Origin of the sequence: Streptomyces sp. NPDC002809 (assembly GCF_040295435.1) — a bacterium.
Lineage (GTDB): Bacteria > Actinomycetota > Actinomycetes > Streptomycetales > Streptomycetaceae > Streptomyces.
The window spans coordinates 142,016-158,367 of the sequence record NZ_JBEOVJ010000012.1; the positions used below are offsets into that span (position 1 = coordinate 142,016).

The 16,352-nt window shown below is 71.0% G+C and carries 10 protein-coding genes, 1 tRNA gene and 1 pseudogene; 8 read left to right on the forward strand and 4 right to left on the reverse strand.

Annotation, left to right across the window (positions count from 1 at the left end; all coding sequences use genetic code 11):
- The first annotated feature begins 71 nt into the window (after positions 1-71).
- Positions 72-144: transfer RNA gene (locus tag ABT025_RS11060), tRNA-Arg, on the forward strand.
- A gap of 65 nt (positions 145-209) precedes the next feature.
- Here ABT025_RS11060 and ABT025_RS39480 read toward each other — a convergent pair.
- Positions 210-392: pseudogene (locus ABT025_RS39480) on the reverse strand (site-specific integrase); the annotation flags it as partial.
- A 54-nt stretch (positions 393-446) separates the two neighbouring features.
- Here ABT025_RS39480 and ABT025_RS11065 point away from each other — a divergent pair.
- The 7 genes from ABT025_RS11065 (at position 447) to ABT025_RS11095 (ending at position 12,792) form a co-directional block, all read left to right on the forward strand.
- On the forward strand, positions 447-707 hold the full coding sequence (locus tag ABT025_RS11065; protein WP_350992317.1) for a cold-shock protein: 261 nt from the start codon (positions 447-449) through the stop codon (positions 705-707).
- 335 nt (positions 708-1,042) lie between these two features.
- Complete coding sequence (locus tag ABT025_RS11070; RefSeq protein ID WP_350992319.1) at positions 1,043-2,470, forward strand: FG-GAP-like repeat-containing protein; 1,428 nt, start codon at positions 1,043-1,045, stop codon at positions 2,468-2,470.
- Between the two features lie 371 nt (positions 2,471-2,841).
- Positions 2,842-3,450, forward strand: coding sequence for a hypothetical protein (locus ABT025_RS11075; protein ID WP_350992321.1), 609 nt, complete (start codon positions 2,842-2,844; stop codon positions 3,448-3,450).
- A gap of 348 nt (positions 3,451-3,798) precedes the next feature.
- A complete protein-coding gene (locus ABT025_RS11080; RefSeq protein ID WP_350992323.1) occupies positions 3,799-4,104 on the forward strand; it encodes a trypco2 family protein in 306 nt (101 codons plus the stop codon).
- A gap of 7 nt (positions 4,105-4,111) precedes the next feature.
- A complete protein-coding gene (locus ABT025_RS11085; protein ID WP_350992325.1) occupies positions 4,112-7,843 on the forward strand; it encodes a trypsin-like peptidase domain-containing protein in 3,732 nt (1,243 codons plus the stop codon).
- 310 nt (positions 7,844-8,153) lie between these two features.
- Positions 8,154-10,868: an FG-GAP-like repeat-containing protein gene (locus tag ABT025_RS11090; protein WP_350992327.1), complete on the forward strand. Its 2,715-nt coding sequence runs from the start codon at positions 8,154-8,156 to the stop codon at positions 10,866-10,868.
- 451 nt (positions 10,869-11,319) lie between these two features.
- Positions 11,320-12,792 carry a glycosyltransferase family 39 protein gene (locus ABT025_RS11095; RefSeq protein WP_350992329.1) on the forward strand — a complete coding sequence of 491 codons (1,473 nt, stop codon included), beginning with the start codon at positions 11,320-11,322 and terminating at the stop codon, positions 12,790-12,792.
- Here ABT025_RS11095 and ABT025_RS11100 read toward each other — a convergent pair.
- The 3 genes from ABT025_RS11100 to ABT025_RS11110 all read right to left on the reverse strand — a co-directional run bounded on the left by ABT025_RS11100 (position 12,780) and on the right by ABT025_RS11110 (position 16,064).
- On the reverse strand, positions 12,780-13,004 hold the full coding sequence (locus ABT025_RS11100) for a hypothetical protein (protein ID WP_350992331.1): 225 nt from the start codon (positions 13,002-13,004) through the stop codon (positions 12,780-12,782). The two genes, ABT025_RS11095 and ABT025_RS11100, sit on opposite strands and share 13 nt — an antisense overlap.
- A 180-nt stretch (positions 13,005-13,184) precedes the next feature.
- Positions 13,185-14,117: an adhesin gene (locus ABT025_RS11105; protein WP_350992333.1), complete on the reverse strand. Its 933-nt coding sequence runs from the start codon at positions 14,115-14,117 to the stop codon at positions 13,185-13,187.
- 99 nt (positions 14,118-14,216) lie between these two features.
- On the reverse strand, positions 14,217-16,064 hold the full coding sequence (locus tag ABT025_RS11110) for a DUF8823 domain-containing protein (RefSeq protein ID WP_350992335.1): 1,848 nt from the start codon (positions 16,062-16,064) through the stop codon (positions 14,217-14,219).
- Between the last annotated feature and the right edge of the window lie 288 nt (positions 16,065-16,352).

Genomic DNA, 16,352 nt, shown 5'->3' on the forward strand with positions numbered 1-16,352 from the left:
CCTGTCGCTGAGCAAGCCCGAGCGTCCGCCTGTCGCGGCAGACTCCCGGACACGCTTTCCGACGGATCCCCGCCTTCGTAGCTCAGGGGATAGAGCACCGCTCTCCTAAAGCGGGTGTCGCAGGTTCGAATCCTGCCGAGGGCACAGAGGAAAAGGCCCCGGACCGATCATGGTCCGGGGCCTTTGGCATCGAGTTCTGACATCAACGATCACGGATACTGACGACCGGGGCGCTTCCTGAGCAGCCGGACCGTGTGGCTCACGGCCTCGCGCTGCGTGTCCCGCACGACGTGCGTACGGACGTCCACGGTGATGCTGGTCCGAGCGCGGCCCAGGCTCTCCATCACGACGCGGGACGCAACTCCCGCCACCCTGAGCAAGGTTGCCGTGCCGGGACCTGAGCGTCACGCGTTTTGGATCTTGTGGGACGGATGAGGGGAGAGGCAATGAGTCGTCGGAGAGGGACCCGCAAGGTCGCCGCAGCAGTGACTGCGACTGTGCGTGAGTGGAGGGACGAGGAGGGTTGGGGTGTCCTCGACTCGCCGGAGACTCCCGGAGGGTGCTTCGGTCACTACGCCGACATCCAGGCGCCCGGCTTTCGCACACTGTCACCAGGGCAACAGGTCGATCTCACCTGGGAAGCCCCCGGATTCAAGCAGGACGGATACGACTACCGGGCGGTGAGCATCGTTCCCCGCCCCGTCTGACATCCACGGCTGACATCAACGGGGCCGGACGGCGGCATGCCCACCGGGCGACCACCGGGCCAGCCGTCGACGGCCTCGGATGCGGGTGCGGATCGACCCCTGAAGCGGGTGTCGCAGGTTCGAATCCTGCCGAGGGGCGAAGCGCGTTACGCCACTGGCCGGAGTTTCTCCCCCGGGGAGGCGCTCCATTCGGCCTCGGGCTCCTCGTCCGAGGCCGTCGAGGCCGTTTGTGTGAGGGCCTCATCGGGCTGGACGTCAGGGCCTGCGTGGCTCCTCGTACGATGCCCTGACCGCGGCGCACGCCAGGTGCGTCGAGGGGGAGGGGGATCCGGCTCATGATGAACAGAGAAGGTCTGCGCGGCGGTTGGAGAACGGGGGCGCTTCTGGTCGCCGTCGTCATGGGCGCTCCGCTGCTGTCCGCCACGCCCGCGGCGGCCGTGCACGGGGCGGTGCCCGGTGACTTCAACGGTGACGGGTACAGCGACGCCGTGCTGCCCGCGCCGGGGGCGAACGTGGCCGGCAAGCAGGGCGCCGGTGCCGTGGTCGTGCTCTACGGATCGAAGTCGGGGCTGTCGACGTCCCGGCGGGCGACCATCACGCAGAACACCGCGGGGGTGCCGGGTGCGGCCGAGACGAACGACGGCTTCGGGGCCGCCACCGCGACGGCGGACCTGAACCGGGACGGCTATGCGGACCTGGTGGTCTCCACCCCGTACGAGGACACCACGCAGGGCCAGGACGCCGGCACCGTGACGGTCCTGTGGGGTGGCAAGAAGGGGCTGACAGCCGGCACGTATCTGCCGGCGACAACAGCCGGCAAGTACTACGGCCTCGACATCGCGGCGCTCGGCTCCGGCCCCGGCGCGAAGACCGAGGTGCTCGTCGCCGGGTACGAGGGGGCGATGCGCTTCACGGGGCCCTTCAGCCGCAACGGCACCTACGGCCAGGCCGTGGAGAACCGGGACACCCCTTCCGTAGGAAGCGTCGCGCTGGGCGATTTCGGCCACGACGGCTTCCCGGACGAGGTGGCCGTCACCGTCCGGATGAGCGGGCTGAGCGGCGGCGAGGTGTACGCCGCCGCTGCCGGCAGCGGCGCACAGCAGACGGGCAACGGCCTGATCGCGGCCACCGGGGACGTCAACGGCGACGGATACGCCGATCTCGTGGTCGGAGACCCCGACGAGCCCGACAGCACCGGAGCCAACGGTGCGCTCGGGGGCCGGGTGCTCCTCTGGTACGGCTCGGCGCAGGGCATCGCGCGGGACGTGAAGCCGGTGCAGCTGACCCAGAACACCTCCGGCGTTCCCGGTGCGAGCGAGAAGTGGGACAACTTCGGCGGCGCCCTCGCGGTGGCCGACCTGAACCGTGACGGGCTGGCGGACATCGTGGTCGGCGCGCCGCAGGAGGACACGCTCCAACGGAACGCCGGGCAGGTGACGGTCATCCCCGGCCGCCGCACCGGGGCCCTGGGCGGCGGCGCCTACGCCTTCACCCAGAACTCCGCCGGAATCCCCGGAGCGGACGAGGCCGATGACTCGTTCGGCACCACCGTGGCCGTCGGCGACATCAACAAGGACGGCAGGCCTGAACTCTTCGTCAGCGCAGCGGAGGAGAACAACGCCACCGGCGCCGTCTGGGTCCTTCCGGGTGGCACCGGCGGGCCCACCGGCAAGGGCAGCATCATGATCACCGCCTCGTCCGTCGGCTTCCCGCAGAAGGACAGCACCCTCCTCGGCGGCAACGGGCTCCTCGGAGTCATCTGACCGGGACCCGGCAGCCCCGCCCGGCCGCACGTCTGCCCCGGCCGGGCGATCGCGGAGGAGCGGCGTGTGCTCGCGGCACGAGCCGCGCCACCGTCTCCTCTCCGCGATCGCCGGGTCCGCCTGAAGGGAACAGGCTCGAAGGGAACGGGCTCGAAGGGAACGGGCTCGAAGGAAGCAGGCCCGAAGGGAACAGCCTCGGAGGAACGGGCTCGGGCACGTACTCGGTTTGGTGATGAGCGCAGAGTGGCCGCGCGTCTTCCCCGGCGGCGCTGCTCCTCGCTTCACTCGGCGGAGTGGAGTCGGCCGCCCGCCAGGAGTACTTCGGCCTCGCCATGCCCCGGTCCCGTCGTGGTCTGCCGAACGATGAGCGCATGTCACTGATCAGTCTGCGTTCGCTGGCCCGCCGCGTGGTTCCCACGTTGCTGGTCGCCCAAGCCGCCTTCCTCCCCCTTCAGTCCGCCTCCGCCGCCGCGCACGTGGCGCAGCCGTGCCGGTCGTCCGCCGGCTGCGGTTCGGTCGTCGTCGCCCCTGTCTCCCAGGCGGCCCCGGACCACGGTGACTGCACCAGCCCGGAGCCGGTCGTGTGCCTGATCCGTAGCGAGACCCCGGAGGAGCGCGAGGTCGCCCGCGACCAGCGGATGCGTTACCACGGGCTTCTTGAGGACATGGAACGCACGGAGTGCGCCATGCGCGCCGAAGGGCGTTCGGAGGAGGACATCGCCCGCACTCTGGTCCGGATGCGCAACGACGCCAAGGACATCGTCCGCGCCGGCATGACCCCGGAACAGGTCGCGGAACTGGAGGCCCGCAACCAGAAGAAGTACGGCAACCCGCTCGGCCCGACAGCGGACCAGCTCTACATGAAGTACGGCTCCTGGGAGAAGGTCGCCGAAGCCGCCACGCGTTCGAGCGCAGCCGTGGACCACGAACTCGGCCTGGAATTCCGCCACTGTTCCTGCGAAGTGCTCCAGGCTGCCTGACCCGGCCGTCACCCACCCTCAACACGTGTTCGACGGGGGCGCTTTGCGTACGTCCTCGTCGGCCACGGAGCATGGCCGACGCCGACGCGCCCTCCGCCTACACCCGCGCCCCGTTCATGCCTGCGCGATCCGTGAGCGGACAGCTCCCGCACGAGGTATCAGAAGCAGAACCGGGCAGGACCGGGCGGAATCGAGCAGGACCGGCCAGGACCGGGCAGGAAGCCGCGTGGCGCGAAACTCAGGGATCCTCCGCCTCGGCGATCCGCTCGGACCGGATCGCGCAAGCCGGGGACACCACACCGGCTTTCTGCAACACTTTGTCTTCCGCTCGTTCGCCTCGGGGGGCCCATGGACATCGAACTCGCCGACCTGCTCGCATCCCTGCGGTCGGAGATCAACCGCGCGCGGCTCGAAGCGCACAACCAGGACGTCAAGTTCCGTATCGACTCCATTGATCTCGAGCTCCAGGTCGCCGTGGAGAAGTCCGCCGAGGCCAACGCGGGAGTGCGGTTCTGGGTGGTCTCGCTCGGCGGCAAGGGCAGTGCGAAGTCGGCGCAGACCCACACGGTCAAGATCAGCCTGACAGCCGAGACGGACACGGGCGAGCTGGTCCGGACCAGTGACGACGTTTCGGGTCTGCTGGCGACGAACTGATCGCTGAATGAGTCCTGTCGACACGGCCCGGGTGGCCGAGGTCCTGGTCAGACGCAGCGACAAGGCCGAGTACGGGTCCGGTTACCGCATCTCCTCCCGGCTCGTCCTCACGGCGGACCACCTGGTCGGCGACGATGCGGCGGACGTCGTCTGCACCGTCCTCCTAGGGGCACGTGCCGACCAGTACCCCGCCACGCGGCTGTGGCGGAGCCCCACGCAGGATCTTGCGCTGCTCCACCTCGACGGGCCCGTGCCGGACAGGGTTCCGGCCGCCGTCTTCGGGCGGCTGCCGGAGGGTGCGGGCAGCATCCCGTTCGCCTCGGTCGGGTTCCCCGCCTTCGCCCTGCGGCCCGAGGCGGTGGGCAGGGAGGGGTTGCTGCGACGTGACAGCAAACAGGTCACCGGATTCGTACAGCTCGGCTCGAACCTGAAGTCCGGACTGCTGGATCTCACGTTCACCACCACCCCGCCACGCGAACCGGCACGAGGCGTGCCGGACCCCTGGCTCGGCATGTCCGGCGCCGCCTTGTTCGCCGAGGACAGCGGGACGCTGATCGCAGTGCAGGCGCAGCGCCTGCCCGCGGCGGGCACCAACAGCGCGGAGGCCGAGCCGGTCGCCACGGCGCTGGCCGACCCGGAGTTCTGCGCCGTTCTCGCCCGCCACGGCGTACCGTCCTGGACGGTACCGGTCAACCTGCCGCAGGACGACGAGAAGGGGCCGCTGCGCCCGGTCATCTCGCAGCACGAACTCATCGACGGCTTACCGGACTTCAAGAAGAACCTCACACAGGACCGGCTGGCCTTCGTCTCACCGGGCAGCGACCATCCGGCCGAGCCCGAGAATCTGTTCGTGCGCCTGGTCAACGCGCGGGACGCGGGTGTGCTCCTGGTGGGCGCCGCGGGCACGGGCAAGAGCCGGACCTGTCTGGAAGTGGGCCGGCTCGCCCTGGAGGCGTGCTGGCGGGTCCTGCACGTGGTGCCCGGCGAAGAGGAGTCGGTGACCGCGCGAATCGCTCAGGAAGTGTTCGCGGAGCCGACCCCCGTCCTGGTGGTCGTCGACTATCTGAACGAGGCACAGCTCGATCTGACGGCCCTGCGACGCCAGTTGCTGCCGGAGGCCCGCCGCCGCCATGTCCATGTGGCACTGCTCGCCTCCGTCCGTCCGGGCTGGCTGAAGCTGAAAAAGTCCAACAGCCCTTTGCTGCAGGAGCTGTTCGAGGAAGTGGAACTGCGGCAGGACGACGACTTCCAGCAGCTGGTGGCGACCAACGCCCTGACGACCCTGGCACCGACGGCCCTCCGCCGCCTGGGTATGGACCGCATGCTGGCGATCTGTGGACGCCGCCCGATCGTGGCCCTGCTGGTCGCCCGGGAGATCGAGCACCGGATCGAGTCGAAGCTGTCCCTGCCCGAGACGGCAGGCCTGCGGGAGGGCGGCGAGCTGCCGGTCTGGCTGGTCAGCCGACTCCACGAGGACGAGCTGACCGTGCCCGGGCGTACGAGCATCTACGCGCCCGCCCGGGCCTCCCACGTCCTGGTGGCCGCCGCGGCGGCCGCGGCGGCCTGCCCCCAGCCCCGCACCCCCGTCATGGCCGCTGCCCGGGCGGCCCTCACCGAGGCCATGGCGAACGGGGAGGCGGCGTCCGACGTACCGGACGCCGACGCCGTGGTGACGACCCTCGTGTCGCTGGGCTGGCTGGAGACCGACAGCGAAGGCGTGCTCTCGGTCGCCCACGACATCGTGGCCGACCAGTTCATGGAGTCCGTTCTCCTGCCTGAGCGGGACGCCGCCCCCGATGCGGCCGGCTCGTACGCCATGCTCGCCGGCTGCCTGACCAGCCCCCGCACCGTCGGGCGCTTCGCGGTCAACGTCACCCGCCTCGTCAACGACATGGCGCTGGTCGACCGCGCGGGCCCCGTGACCGCCGTACTCAACGACTGGTTCGTCGACCACGCCGGAACCATCGGCCGCATCATGCGGGAGAACTCCAACATCGGCAGCTACGCACTCGGCGCCGTCTGCTCGGAATCACCCTGGTCCGCCGCCGCGGTCCGCTGCTGGGAACAGATCGTGGGCCCCTGGCTCGCCGACTTCGGCACCGATGTCAACGCCCGCCACCTCCTCTACCGCGGACTGCGGTATCTCCCGGACGGCAGTGCCCGGCGCCTGGGCCGCACCGCACTGGGGTGGCTGAGGTTCCACGGGCAGACCGACCAGGCGAAGTTCGTGCTCCGGCCGCTGCTGTCCCGGGACATCCTCAGCGCGGGTGACGCCCGTCAGGCCATCACCACGGCGCTCGTCTGGCTCGAACCCGAGGACCGCATCACCCAGCAGGACGCCCAGTTCGTCCTCAGCCCGCTGCTCGACCGCACCGACCTCACCGAGGACGAGGCACGCAGAGCCGTCACCACCGCGCTCGCCTGGCTCGACACGGACAACCACAAGGCGAACATCGACGCCCAGTTCGTCCTCAACACCCTGCTCGACCGCACCGACCTCACCGAGGACGACGCACGCAGAGCCGTCACCACCGCGCTCGCCTGGCTCGACACCGACGACCACATCACCACGGCCCAGGCCGGTTACGTCCTCGATCCGCTCCTCGAACAAACCGGCCTCACGCCACACCAGGTACGGCGGGCCGTCACGGCCTCGTTCGCCTGGTTCGGCGCGGATGACCGCGGCACCCACCTCGACGCCCAGTACGTCCTGAACTCACTCCTCTCCCGCCACGACCTCACTCACGACGAGGCGTGCCGGATCATCACCACGGCCCTCGCCTGGCTCGACACCGACAGCCACGCCACGGCCCTGGAGGCGAAGTTCGTCCTCGATCCGCTGCTCGACCGCACCGAGCTCGCGCCCGGCGATACCAGGAGGGCCATCGCTGCCACCCTCGTCTGGCTCGGCATCGGCGACCACGCCGCAGGTCCGGGGTCCGAGTTCGTGCTGGAAGCGCTGCTCAGACGGCTCCCGATCGACGAAGTGCCGCCCGAGGTGACCGGGTTCGTCGAGGCGTGGCTCGATGCGCGGATGCCGACGCCGGACTTCCTGTTCATGAGCAAGTGGGTGCTGCGCAAGAGGATCATGAGCACCAAGATCCTCCGGGCACTGCTCGCCTGGGTCCACGCCAACCCCGATCACGAGGATGTCGTCCCGCGTATGGCCGCGGCCGCCCCGCTGGTGGGCCCCCACGTCACGTCGTGGGAGAGCACCCGTGACTGGTTCCGGGCCGTCGAGCTCTGTCTCGACCACTGCGAACTGCGCGGGGCTGCGAGCAATCCGAACGGCATACTCGATGTCCTCATGTGCCAGCTCGCGATCGGATTCCGCACCGGGGTGGGGGCCGCCTGGGCGGACGACTGCATCCAGCGCTGGGTCGCTCTGCCGTTCTCCATGAGCGCAGCCGTGTACCGCCCACTGGTCACCATCGTCGCCCGATGCCGTGCAATGGCGCTCAGCGGCCGGTTCACCGGTGCGGAGACGCGGGAGTTGGCCGAGCGCCTGCGTCGGTGGGCTGCCGGGTGGCCCGACGACGAACGCAGGGCCGAGGCCCTCCGTTTCGTCGACACCTGGATGCCGCCCGGTTCGGACACCATCCGCGGGCAACGGCCGGCGGGCGTCCCGGCACCGCGCCCGGAACCGTCCGACGGCCGTGCGCCACTGGCCCCCGCGCCCCCTCGAACGGGAACAGCGGACCGGACGGACCGGGCGGACCGGGCCGGAACAGCGGAATGAGCGGGATGAGCGTGAACGGCGGGCAGCCCCGGCGAAAGCCGTCGACTCCGACGGGGCCGTGACGCGGCCGTCGGATTTCCGCTCGGCTCGGGCGAGGGGCCGGACCGGGTCCGCACCGGCCGGGCCTGCTTCGTCGAAGCGGTGGAGCGCATCCCGGACCGTGTCCGGACCGCGTCGCGACCGCGTCGCGACCGGGCCGGGACCGGCATCGGGTGTGACACTCCAAGCCCTGCGGACGCTGGGTACTTCAGACCGTCAAGAGAACTTGTGGTGCTCACGTGACCGCGAACGGAAGCAATGGGGTGGGGCATTGAGCCCGCGCACAAAGCACGCGTACAAACCGCTGAGCCTGAAGAGACGTGCCTGGCTGACCGTCGGCGCCGTCGTCCTGGGCGGGGCGGGGGCGACAGCCTACGCAGTCGCCGGGCCGGCCGACAACGGACCGGCGAACGGCCACAAGGAGCGGGCCGCAGCCGTGCGTACGGTCAAGCTCGCCGGGCAGGGTGCCGGCCGCAAGGGGCTGCCGAAGCAGGACACCGCGCAGTTCAGCGCGGTACTGCTGACCTGGCCGGACCCTGGGGCCGAGCTCAAGGGGACCGCCCAGATCCGATCGCAGGAAGCCGGGACCGGTAAGTGGTCGGGCTGGCAGGCCCTGCCGGACGATCCCTTCTCCGCCGACGGCAAGGAGGCCGAGGACGCGGCCACCCGTGGCGGCACCGCCTCGGTGTGGACCGGGCCCTCGGACGGTGTCGAGGTGCGGGTGGTCGCCGAGGACGGCTCCACCGCCGCCCTCCCGTCCGGCATGGACGTGAAGCTCCTCGACCCGGGCACCGACCCGAAGGGCACCGCGGAGCCCGCCGCGTACGCGCAGGACGTCACGCCGACGCCGACGGACACCGTCACCGACACGGCCACACCGACGGACTCCGCGTCCCCGACGGACTCCGCGTCCCCGACCGACAGCGCGTCCCCGACCGACACGGCCTCGCCGACCGGCACCGCGTCGCCCGGCACCACGCCCAGCGAGACGGTCACGGCCTCCCCGTCCCCGACCGTCCCGGCCCCCCTCCCCTCGACCGTCGTCAAGCCGCCGGTCATCACCCAGGCCGAGTGGGGTGCCTCCACGGACTACGACGGCACACCCGGGTACGGCCAGGAGATCAAGGCCGCCGTCGTCCACCACACCGGTGTGGACCAGGACAACGGTGTCCCGTGCAGCCAGTCGAAGGCCCGGATGCGCACCATCCAGCAGGAGCACTTCGCCCGTGGCTACTACGACATCGGCTACAACTTCGTCGTCGACCGCTGCGGCCAGATCTTCGAGGGCCGCAGCGGCGGCATGGACCTCCCGGTGGTCGGCGCCCACGACGTCGGCTTCAACACCAACACGGTAGGCATCTCGTACATCGGCAACACGATGACGCTGAAGCCGACGCGGGCCGGCCTGGAGGCCATCTCCCGTGTCGTCGCCTGGAAGTTCGGCATGTACGGCATCAGCCCGACCTCCGACGTGACTCTGGTGTCCGGCTCACCGCTCGGCCAGGACGGCAACAAGGTCGCCCAGGGCGACTCGATCACGCTGCCCCGGGTCTTCGGCCACCGCGACACCAACACCACGCTCTGCCCCGGCGACGCGCTGTACACCAAGCTGCCGCTGATCCGCACCCTCGCTGCCGCGCCCGGCATCTCGCATGCCCTCACCCGCACGGACTTCAACGGTGACGGCGTGACCGACCTGGTCGCCGGCACCCCGAAGACGAGCAGCAACACCGGTTCGATCACGGTCGTCCCGGGCGGTGACGACGGCCCCGTGGCCTCCGCCAGGACGATCATCGACCAGAACAGCACCGGCGTCCCCGGCAGCAACGAGACCGGTGACCTCTTCGGTTCGTCCAACGCCTACGGCGATGTCAACGGCGACGGATACGGCGACCTGGTCATCGGCGCACCGGGCGAGGACGACACCAGCGGTCACGCCGACTCGGGCCTCATCTCCGTGATGTACGGCCCCGCGCTCACCACCGGCACGTCGTACGGGACCGCCACCGCGACCCGAGCCGCCGGTGAGAAGCTCGGCACCTCCGTCGCCACCGGGGACTTCAACGCGGACGGCAAGGCCGACATCTTCTCGGTCGCGCCCGGCACGCCAGGCCGCTGGTGGTCGTACGACTCCCAGTCCGGCGCCGCCAAGTCGGGGTACCTGAACACCTCCGCCTACACCGCGGCCGTGTCCTACGCGGCCGTCGCCACCGGTGACTTCAACCTGGACGGGTACGCGGACGCCGTGGTCAACTTCCGTGACCCGAGCAGCGTTTCCCGGATTCTCTGGCTGAAGGGCTCGGCCACCGGCCTGCAGCGCGTCGGGATCCTCACGGCGAAGGGCGGCCGCTCCCTCGCCGCCGGCGACGTCACCGGCGACGGCATCGACGACCTGGTCGTCGGCCAGCCGGGCACGACCGAGTCGGGTACGACCGCCAAGGGCGGCACGGTCACCCTGCTCAAGGGCACCACGACCGGGCTCACCGCGACCGGCGCGATCACTCTCGGACAGGACTCCGTCGACGTGCCGGGCACCGGTGAGGCGGGTGACGACCTCGGCACCTCCGTCGCCGTCGGCGACTACAACCTCGACGGATACGCGGACGTTCTGGCCGGCGCCCCGAACGAGGACATCGCCCGCGGCGGTGTGAGCCAGGTCGACGCCGGTACGGTGATCCTCTTCAAGGGCACCTCCACCGGTATCTCCGGCACCGGCTCGATCGCGTACAGCCAGGACACGGCCGACATCTCGGGTGACACCGAATCCGGCGACCGCCTCGGCTCCTCCGTCCTCCTCCAGGACCTGTCCGGTTACGGCCGTGCGGACCTGGCGATCGGCGCGGACGGCGAGAACGCCGGCGACGGCGTCTTCCTGCAGCTGGACAGCGGCAGCGCGGGGGTCTCCCCCAAGAGCGCGCTCTACTACGGCCGCTCCAACCTCGGCACCCCGGCAGCGGCCCACCTCGGCCAGACGCTGACGCCGTAGCGACTCAGGGCGGCTCAGGGCTACTCAAGTAGGAACGGAAGGGCCGCAAGGGCCGGTACTCAGCAGGAATCGCTGAGTACCGGCCCTTCCGCATGCTGTCCGGATGCAGGGCGGGCACCCGCGTCGCGGCGTCTGCCGGGAGGACTACGTCCGCCGGGCGAAGGGCCCTCCGCCGTAGTCCCTGCGGTGGACCCCCGGGGTCGCCATCGCAGGTGACGACCTCAACGGGGCAGCGGCCTAGCGTGTTTCAGGTGATCGGGATCGCCCGGCGACCGCCCGGCATTCCGGTGGTCCCCTTCGCGCCCAACAGAGGTTCGCCATGCCCGGAACTGCCATGCCCGGAACTGCCAGACCTGGTGCTGCCAGACCTGGTGCTGCCACGCCCGGTGCTGCCACGCCCGGAGCTGTCAGACCTGGAACTGTCAGTCCCGCAGCACGAGAGCGGGCGGGATTGGCCGCGGCCGGGCCGGCCACTCTCACTCTTCTGCTCGGCCTGTGGGGCATCACCCGCGACAACAGCATGTGGCGCGACGAAGCGGCGACGTGGGAGGCGGCCCACCGGAGCGTCCCCGACACAGTGCATCTGCTGGACCGGATCGACGTCGTACACGGCCTCTACTACCTGTTCATGCACGGGGTATTCGCCGTCGCCGGAGACAGTCTAGTCGCCCTGCGGCTGCCTTCCGCCCTGGCCATGGCCGGTGCCGCCGCCCTGATCACCCTCCTGGGTTCCCGACTGGCCGGCCGGTGTGCGGGGCTAGCCGGCGGGCTGGCCTTCGCCCTGATCCCCGCGGTCCAGCAGTTCGCGCAGGAGGGGCGCCCCTACGCCCTGGTGACGGCGTGTTCGGCCCTGGCCTGTCTGCTGCTGGTCATGGCGGTGGACAGCCCGGGCACGGGGCGCTGGGCGGCCTACGGCGTGACCGTGCTGGTCGCGGCGCTGCTCAACTGGTTCTCGCTCCTGATGCTGTGCGCCCATGCGGCGACGATCGTCCTGGCCCGTCCTCCGCGCGCCACCGTGGTGCGCTGGGGCATCGCCGCGTCCTGCGCCGTGACCGGCACGCTCCCCCTCGTGGTGGCGAGCGAGGCGCAGTCGCAGCAGGTGGCCTGGATCCGCCCCGTCAGCCCGAGCACGCTGTCGGTGCTCCTGCTCACGCTGGCCGCAGGCACCCTCTGCGCATGGGCGGTACGGTCGGGAGAAGGCCGCCGTATGCCCCACGGCACGCGACTCCCGCTCACCGCGGTCGCCCTGCCCCTGCTCGTACTCCCCCCGCTCGTGCTGCTCACCGCCTCCCTGGCCCGCCCCGTCTACCTCACCCGCTACGTGCTGTTCAGCCACATCGGGCTCGCCCTGCTCATCGGCGCAGCCTGCCACGCGCTCGCGTACCGGCTGCGCACTCCTCCCCGCCGGACGGTCGTCGCGGTCATGGCTCTCGCCTTTCTCGGGCTGCTCCCCCTCCAGTTGTCACTCCGCCATGCGAACAGCCGGGTCGACGACGTGCTGGCCACGGCCGAGAGCGTCGCCGCTGTCCGCGAGGCGGGCGATGCCGTGCTGTACATCCCCGCGGCACGCCGCGACACCGCCCTCGTCTCCCCTGCCGCGTTCACCGGGGCCAGAGACCTGGCCCTGGTCCGGGGCCCGCTGGAGTCCGGCACCTTGAGCGGCGTGGAGGGCAGCCCGGAACAGATCGCCACCGCGGTGGCGGCCGCACACCGGATCGTCGTCGTCAGCGACCCGGGGGCCCCGCCCGCCGCCACGAAGCGCGACCGGGCCAAACAGCGCGCCCTGAAGGCGTACTTCGTCCGCTGCTCCGCGACCACCGCACGCGGCCGCCAGGTCACGGTGTACCGACACCGCCACGACCGCGGCGGGTGCACCCCGGCCGGCCGCGGCACCGAACGGCTCCGGTCCGGTCAACGCCCTTGATTCCTGGGGTGGTTGCGCGCCATGCGCTCATTGCCGAACTTGTACGCGCCAGTCCAGCGGGCCATCACCGCCTGCGCGTCACCGGCCTCGACCTCGGCCACGAACTTCGCCGCCCGGTCGCCCCGCAGCGTCGTGGCCTTCCGGTCGCGGTGGGTGATGAGGACTGTTCCGTCGTTGCGGGACTCGTAGCTGAAGCCTGAGGGTGCCGGCATGGGCGCACCTGCCTTGTCTCGTATCTGCTCGTATCCGCCCGGGACTTGGGAAGGGCGGTCCCGCCCCGGGCTCGGGAAGGGCGGATCCTTCAGGGAATGGGGAGCGCCGCTCCGCCCGGAGCTCGGGAAGCGCGGGTCCTCCCCGAAGCGGAAGTATCCACCCACCCGGCAGACGCCGCCTCAGCGGCAGGATGCCTTCAGCTGCGCCGCCGCGTGATGCGCACCCACCAACTGCGTACTGCCCCAGTCCCGGCCCCGGTCGATCAGCTGGACCGCGAAGGTGTCGCCCTTGACCGGGTAGCTGTTCACGTCGACCGCGCTGCCCCGGTGCACGGTCTGGCGTAAGGCGAATCCCGTGTACGCGGAGTCCGCGTTCGCGGGGTCGGAGAGCACCCGGTAGACGGTGGGGTTTCCGGCGACGTCCCGGTCCCGGCCCGAGCGCGGGACGAAGACGGTCAGCGCGCACTCATGGAAGCCTGGCCCCAGGCGCCAGGACCAGGTAGCGGTGTTGCCCCGGTCCTCGTCCGGGCTGCCGGACATCGGGACGGCGCTGAACCGGCCGTCGCACGAGCCGCCGTGGAAGCCGCCCGAGTCGACCGTGTACCAGCCCGCTTCACCGTTCTCGAAGCGCCCGTGCTCGCGGTAGTCCCCCGTCGAGCAGCCGGGGCCCGCCCACGCCGCGTAGCGGTAGGGGGACGGGGACACGGGCGCCGGTGCGGAGGGGCGGCTGCCGGACTCCGACGGCTTCGCGGCCGGTGAGGACGCGGGATCGGTGGCGGCCGGTCCGGCGTCCGAGGGACTGATCCGGGTGGGGGCGCCGCCCGCCCGGTCTCCGGGGCCCGTGCCCGCCTGCCCGATCGCCCCGGTGCGGGTCTCGCCGCCCGCCGACGCGATGAGCGACACCACCGTGACGAGGAAGCCGGTCAGCACCACCACGCCCGCTGCCAGCCAGGCCTTGCGGTTCCCGGGGAGGGTGGATATCCGGCCCGCGAGCGTCTCCCGGGCGATCCAGGCGCCGTCCCCGCTGCCCGCACGCGTCACGGAGTCGCAGTCGGGACAGCTCATACCGGGCAGCGCCCCACGCCGTTCGCCGCCGCACTGTTGGCACCTCATGGCAGCACACCATGCCAGTGCCGCGTCCCCGCAGGGAGAGCTCGTACGGAATTGGCCCGGCCGGTCCCCGTACCGCAGCGCGGGGACCGGCGGCGGGTGTCAGCGCAGTTCGTCCGGGCACGGCGTCCCGGGCGACAGCTGGTAGGGAGCACCCAGCCGGTACACACCGGGGCGGGGGGCGAGCAGTTCCGTCCACTCGTCGCCGTGCTCGTCCTCCTCCACCTTGATCAGGCAGCCGTTCGTGTTCACGAAGGACTTCGGGGTGTCCTTGTCGGCACGCTGCTTGGACGCCTCGGTCTCCTGCGGCCGCTCCATGCTGTTGCCGTCCTCGTCGACGACGGCGAGCCAGTGCGAGTACGGGATACGGATCAGTACCCGGCCCGCCTTCTTCACATGGATCGTCAGCTCCCCGGCACCGGCCTCGTCCACCGTCGCCGGCGGATCGGCCATCGGCACGGGGCTGTCGACCGCGAAGAGCCGCCAGTTCTCGTCGGACCAGATCGCCTTGAGGTACGGCTGCCCCTTGTCGACCAGCTCGGCCTCCTGGACGGCACCGCTGGAGTCCGGGTCGCCCGTGGGCAGCACCACGTAGTGCACGGCCCAGCGGTCGAGCCACTGGCGGTAGTTGACGGGGTTCAGGGTGTCGTCGTAGAAGAGCGGGTTGCGCTCCATGTCGGCCTGCCGGTTCCAGCCGCGGGCCAGATTGACGTACGGCAGCATCGCGGCCGCCTCCCGGTGGCTGCTCGCGGGGACCACCTCGACCCGGCCCCGATCGGCTCCGATCTGCTGCAACTGGTCGACCAGCGGCGCCAGTGCGCGCGCCCACGACGCGGTGGGCGCGGTCTTGACGATGTCGTCGACACCCTTGAAGCCGATCCAGAAGTTCAGCCCGGCGAACGCGAGGACCAGCGCGTACCACTTACGGGAGCGGGGCACGGTGTACGGCAGCGCGGCAAGCAGCGCCACCCCGGCGAACAGCATCGCCATCCGCGAGACGTTCGAGCCGATCTGCGAGTCGATCACGTAGGTCAGCAGCGTCCCGATGCCGTACACGGCGGCCGCGGTACGCACCGTCTTCCAGTCGCCCGGCACCAGGAAGAAGACGAGAACAGCGAAGATGAACGGCCCCGACAGCGTCGCGATCGACATCGGCTGCGTACCGGAGAACGGGAACAGCCACGAGGACAGCGCCACCACCGCGACCGGCGCCAGCCCCAGGGCGTACGCGCCGGGGCGCCGCCCGTTCAGGAACAGCGCGGCCGCGATCACTCCGAGGAAGAGCCCGGCAACCGGACTGCCCGCCGTCGCGAGCGCGGCGAGCGGCGCGGCGACGGCCGCCTTCGCCCAGCGCTTGTACCGCCAGCGATGCGGCCAGCAGAACACTGCCGCAGTCGCACCGACCGCGAACATCATGCCGAGCCCGAACGTCACCCGGCCCGACAGCGCGTTGCACAGATACGCGAAGACACCCGCCATCGAGCAGGCCAGCGGATTGCGCACCGCCTTCACCCGGTACAGGATCAGCGAGGTCAGCCCCGCCGAGACCGTCCCGGCGATCATCATCGTCGTGCGTACGCCGAGCAGCGACATCAGATACGGCGAGACGACGCTGTACGAGACGGGGTGCATTCCCCCGTACCAGGCCAGGTTGTACGCGGTCCCGGGGTGCCGGCCGACGAACTCGGCCCAGGCGTCCTGAGCCGCGATGTCACCGCCGCTGTTGGCGAAGAAGAGGAACCAGAGGATGTGGACGGCCGCCGCCACGGCGGTCGTCAGCAGCACGGGGTGGCTCAGACATCGCTGTTTGAGCGGGTCGAGCCGGTCGAACCGGCCGGCGAAACGACGCGGCTCCTTCGGATCGCCTGTCCCGCCCGGACTCTCCGCACTCTCCGTGGAGCCTGCGGAAGCCGTGCTTTGCTCCGCCCGTGTCGGCTCGGCAGTGGTCACTGCGACTCTCCCCGTCCCTCCCCGGACGCGTTGGAACCGCCGGCTTGCCTGCTCGGGTCTCATGGGCGGGAAGACGCGTTCCAGGGTCCACGCGTTGCCCCCGGGACGCTAACACGCACATTCTCGCCGCGGCCCCGAATAACCCCGTGAGGTGGCTCGCACCCCGGTGGACGCCGGGTGCGGTTGCGTGAACGCCGACACCGCGCCGCCGCCCGTGCCCTCGTGGTCGCCCTCGCGCCCGTCCAGTCCCGCCCGGATTCGTCTTCGGCGCGGCCACGGCCTCGTACC

Excerpts from the sequence above, each read along its gene's own strand:
- ABT025_RS11075 (WP_350992321.1), top strand. The coding sequence starts at position 2,842 with ATGTCACTGATCAGTCTGCGTTCGCTGGCCCGCCGCGTGGTTCCCACG.
- ABT025_RS11085 (WP_350992325.1), top strand. The coding sequence starts at position 4,112 with ATGAGTCCTGTCGACACGGCCCGGGTGGCCGAGGTCCTGGTCAGACGC.
- ABT025_RS11100 (WP_350992331.1), bottom strand. The coding sequence starts at position 13,004 with ATGCCGGCACCCTCAGGCTTCAGCTACGAGTCCCGCAACGACGGAACA.
- ABT025_RS11070 (WP_350992319.1), top strand. The coding sequence starts at position 1,043 with ATGATGAACAGAGAAGGTCTGCGCGGCGGTTGGAGAACGGGGGCGCTT.
- ABT025_RS11105 (WP_350992333.1), bottom strand. The coding sequence starts at position 14,117 with ATGAGGTGCCAACAGTGCGGCGGCGAACGGCGTGGGGCGCTGCCCGGT.
- ABT025_RS11080 (WP_350992323.1), top strand. The coding sequence starts at position 3,799 with ATGGACATCGAACTCGCCGACCTGCTCGCATCCCTGCGGTCGGAGATC.
- ABT025_RS11065 (WP_350992317.1), top strand. The coding sequence starts at position 447 with ATGAGTCGTCGGAGAGGGACCCGCAAGGTCGCCGCAGCAGTGACTGCG.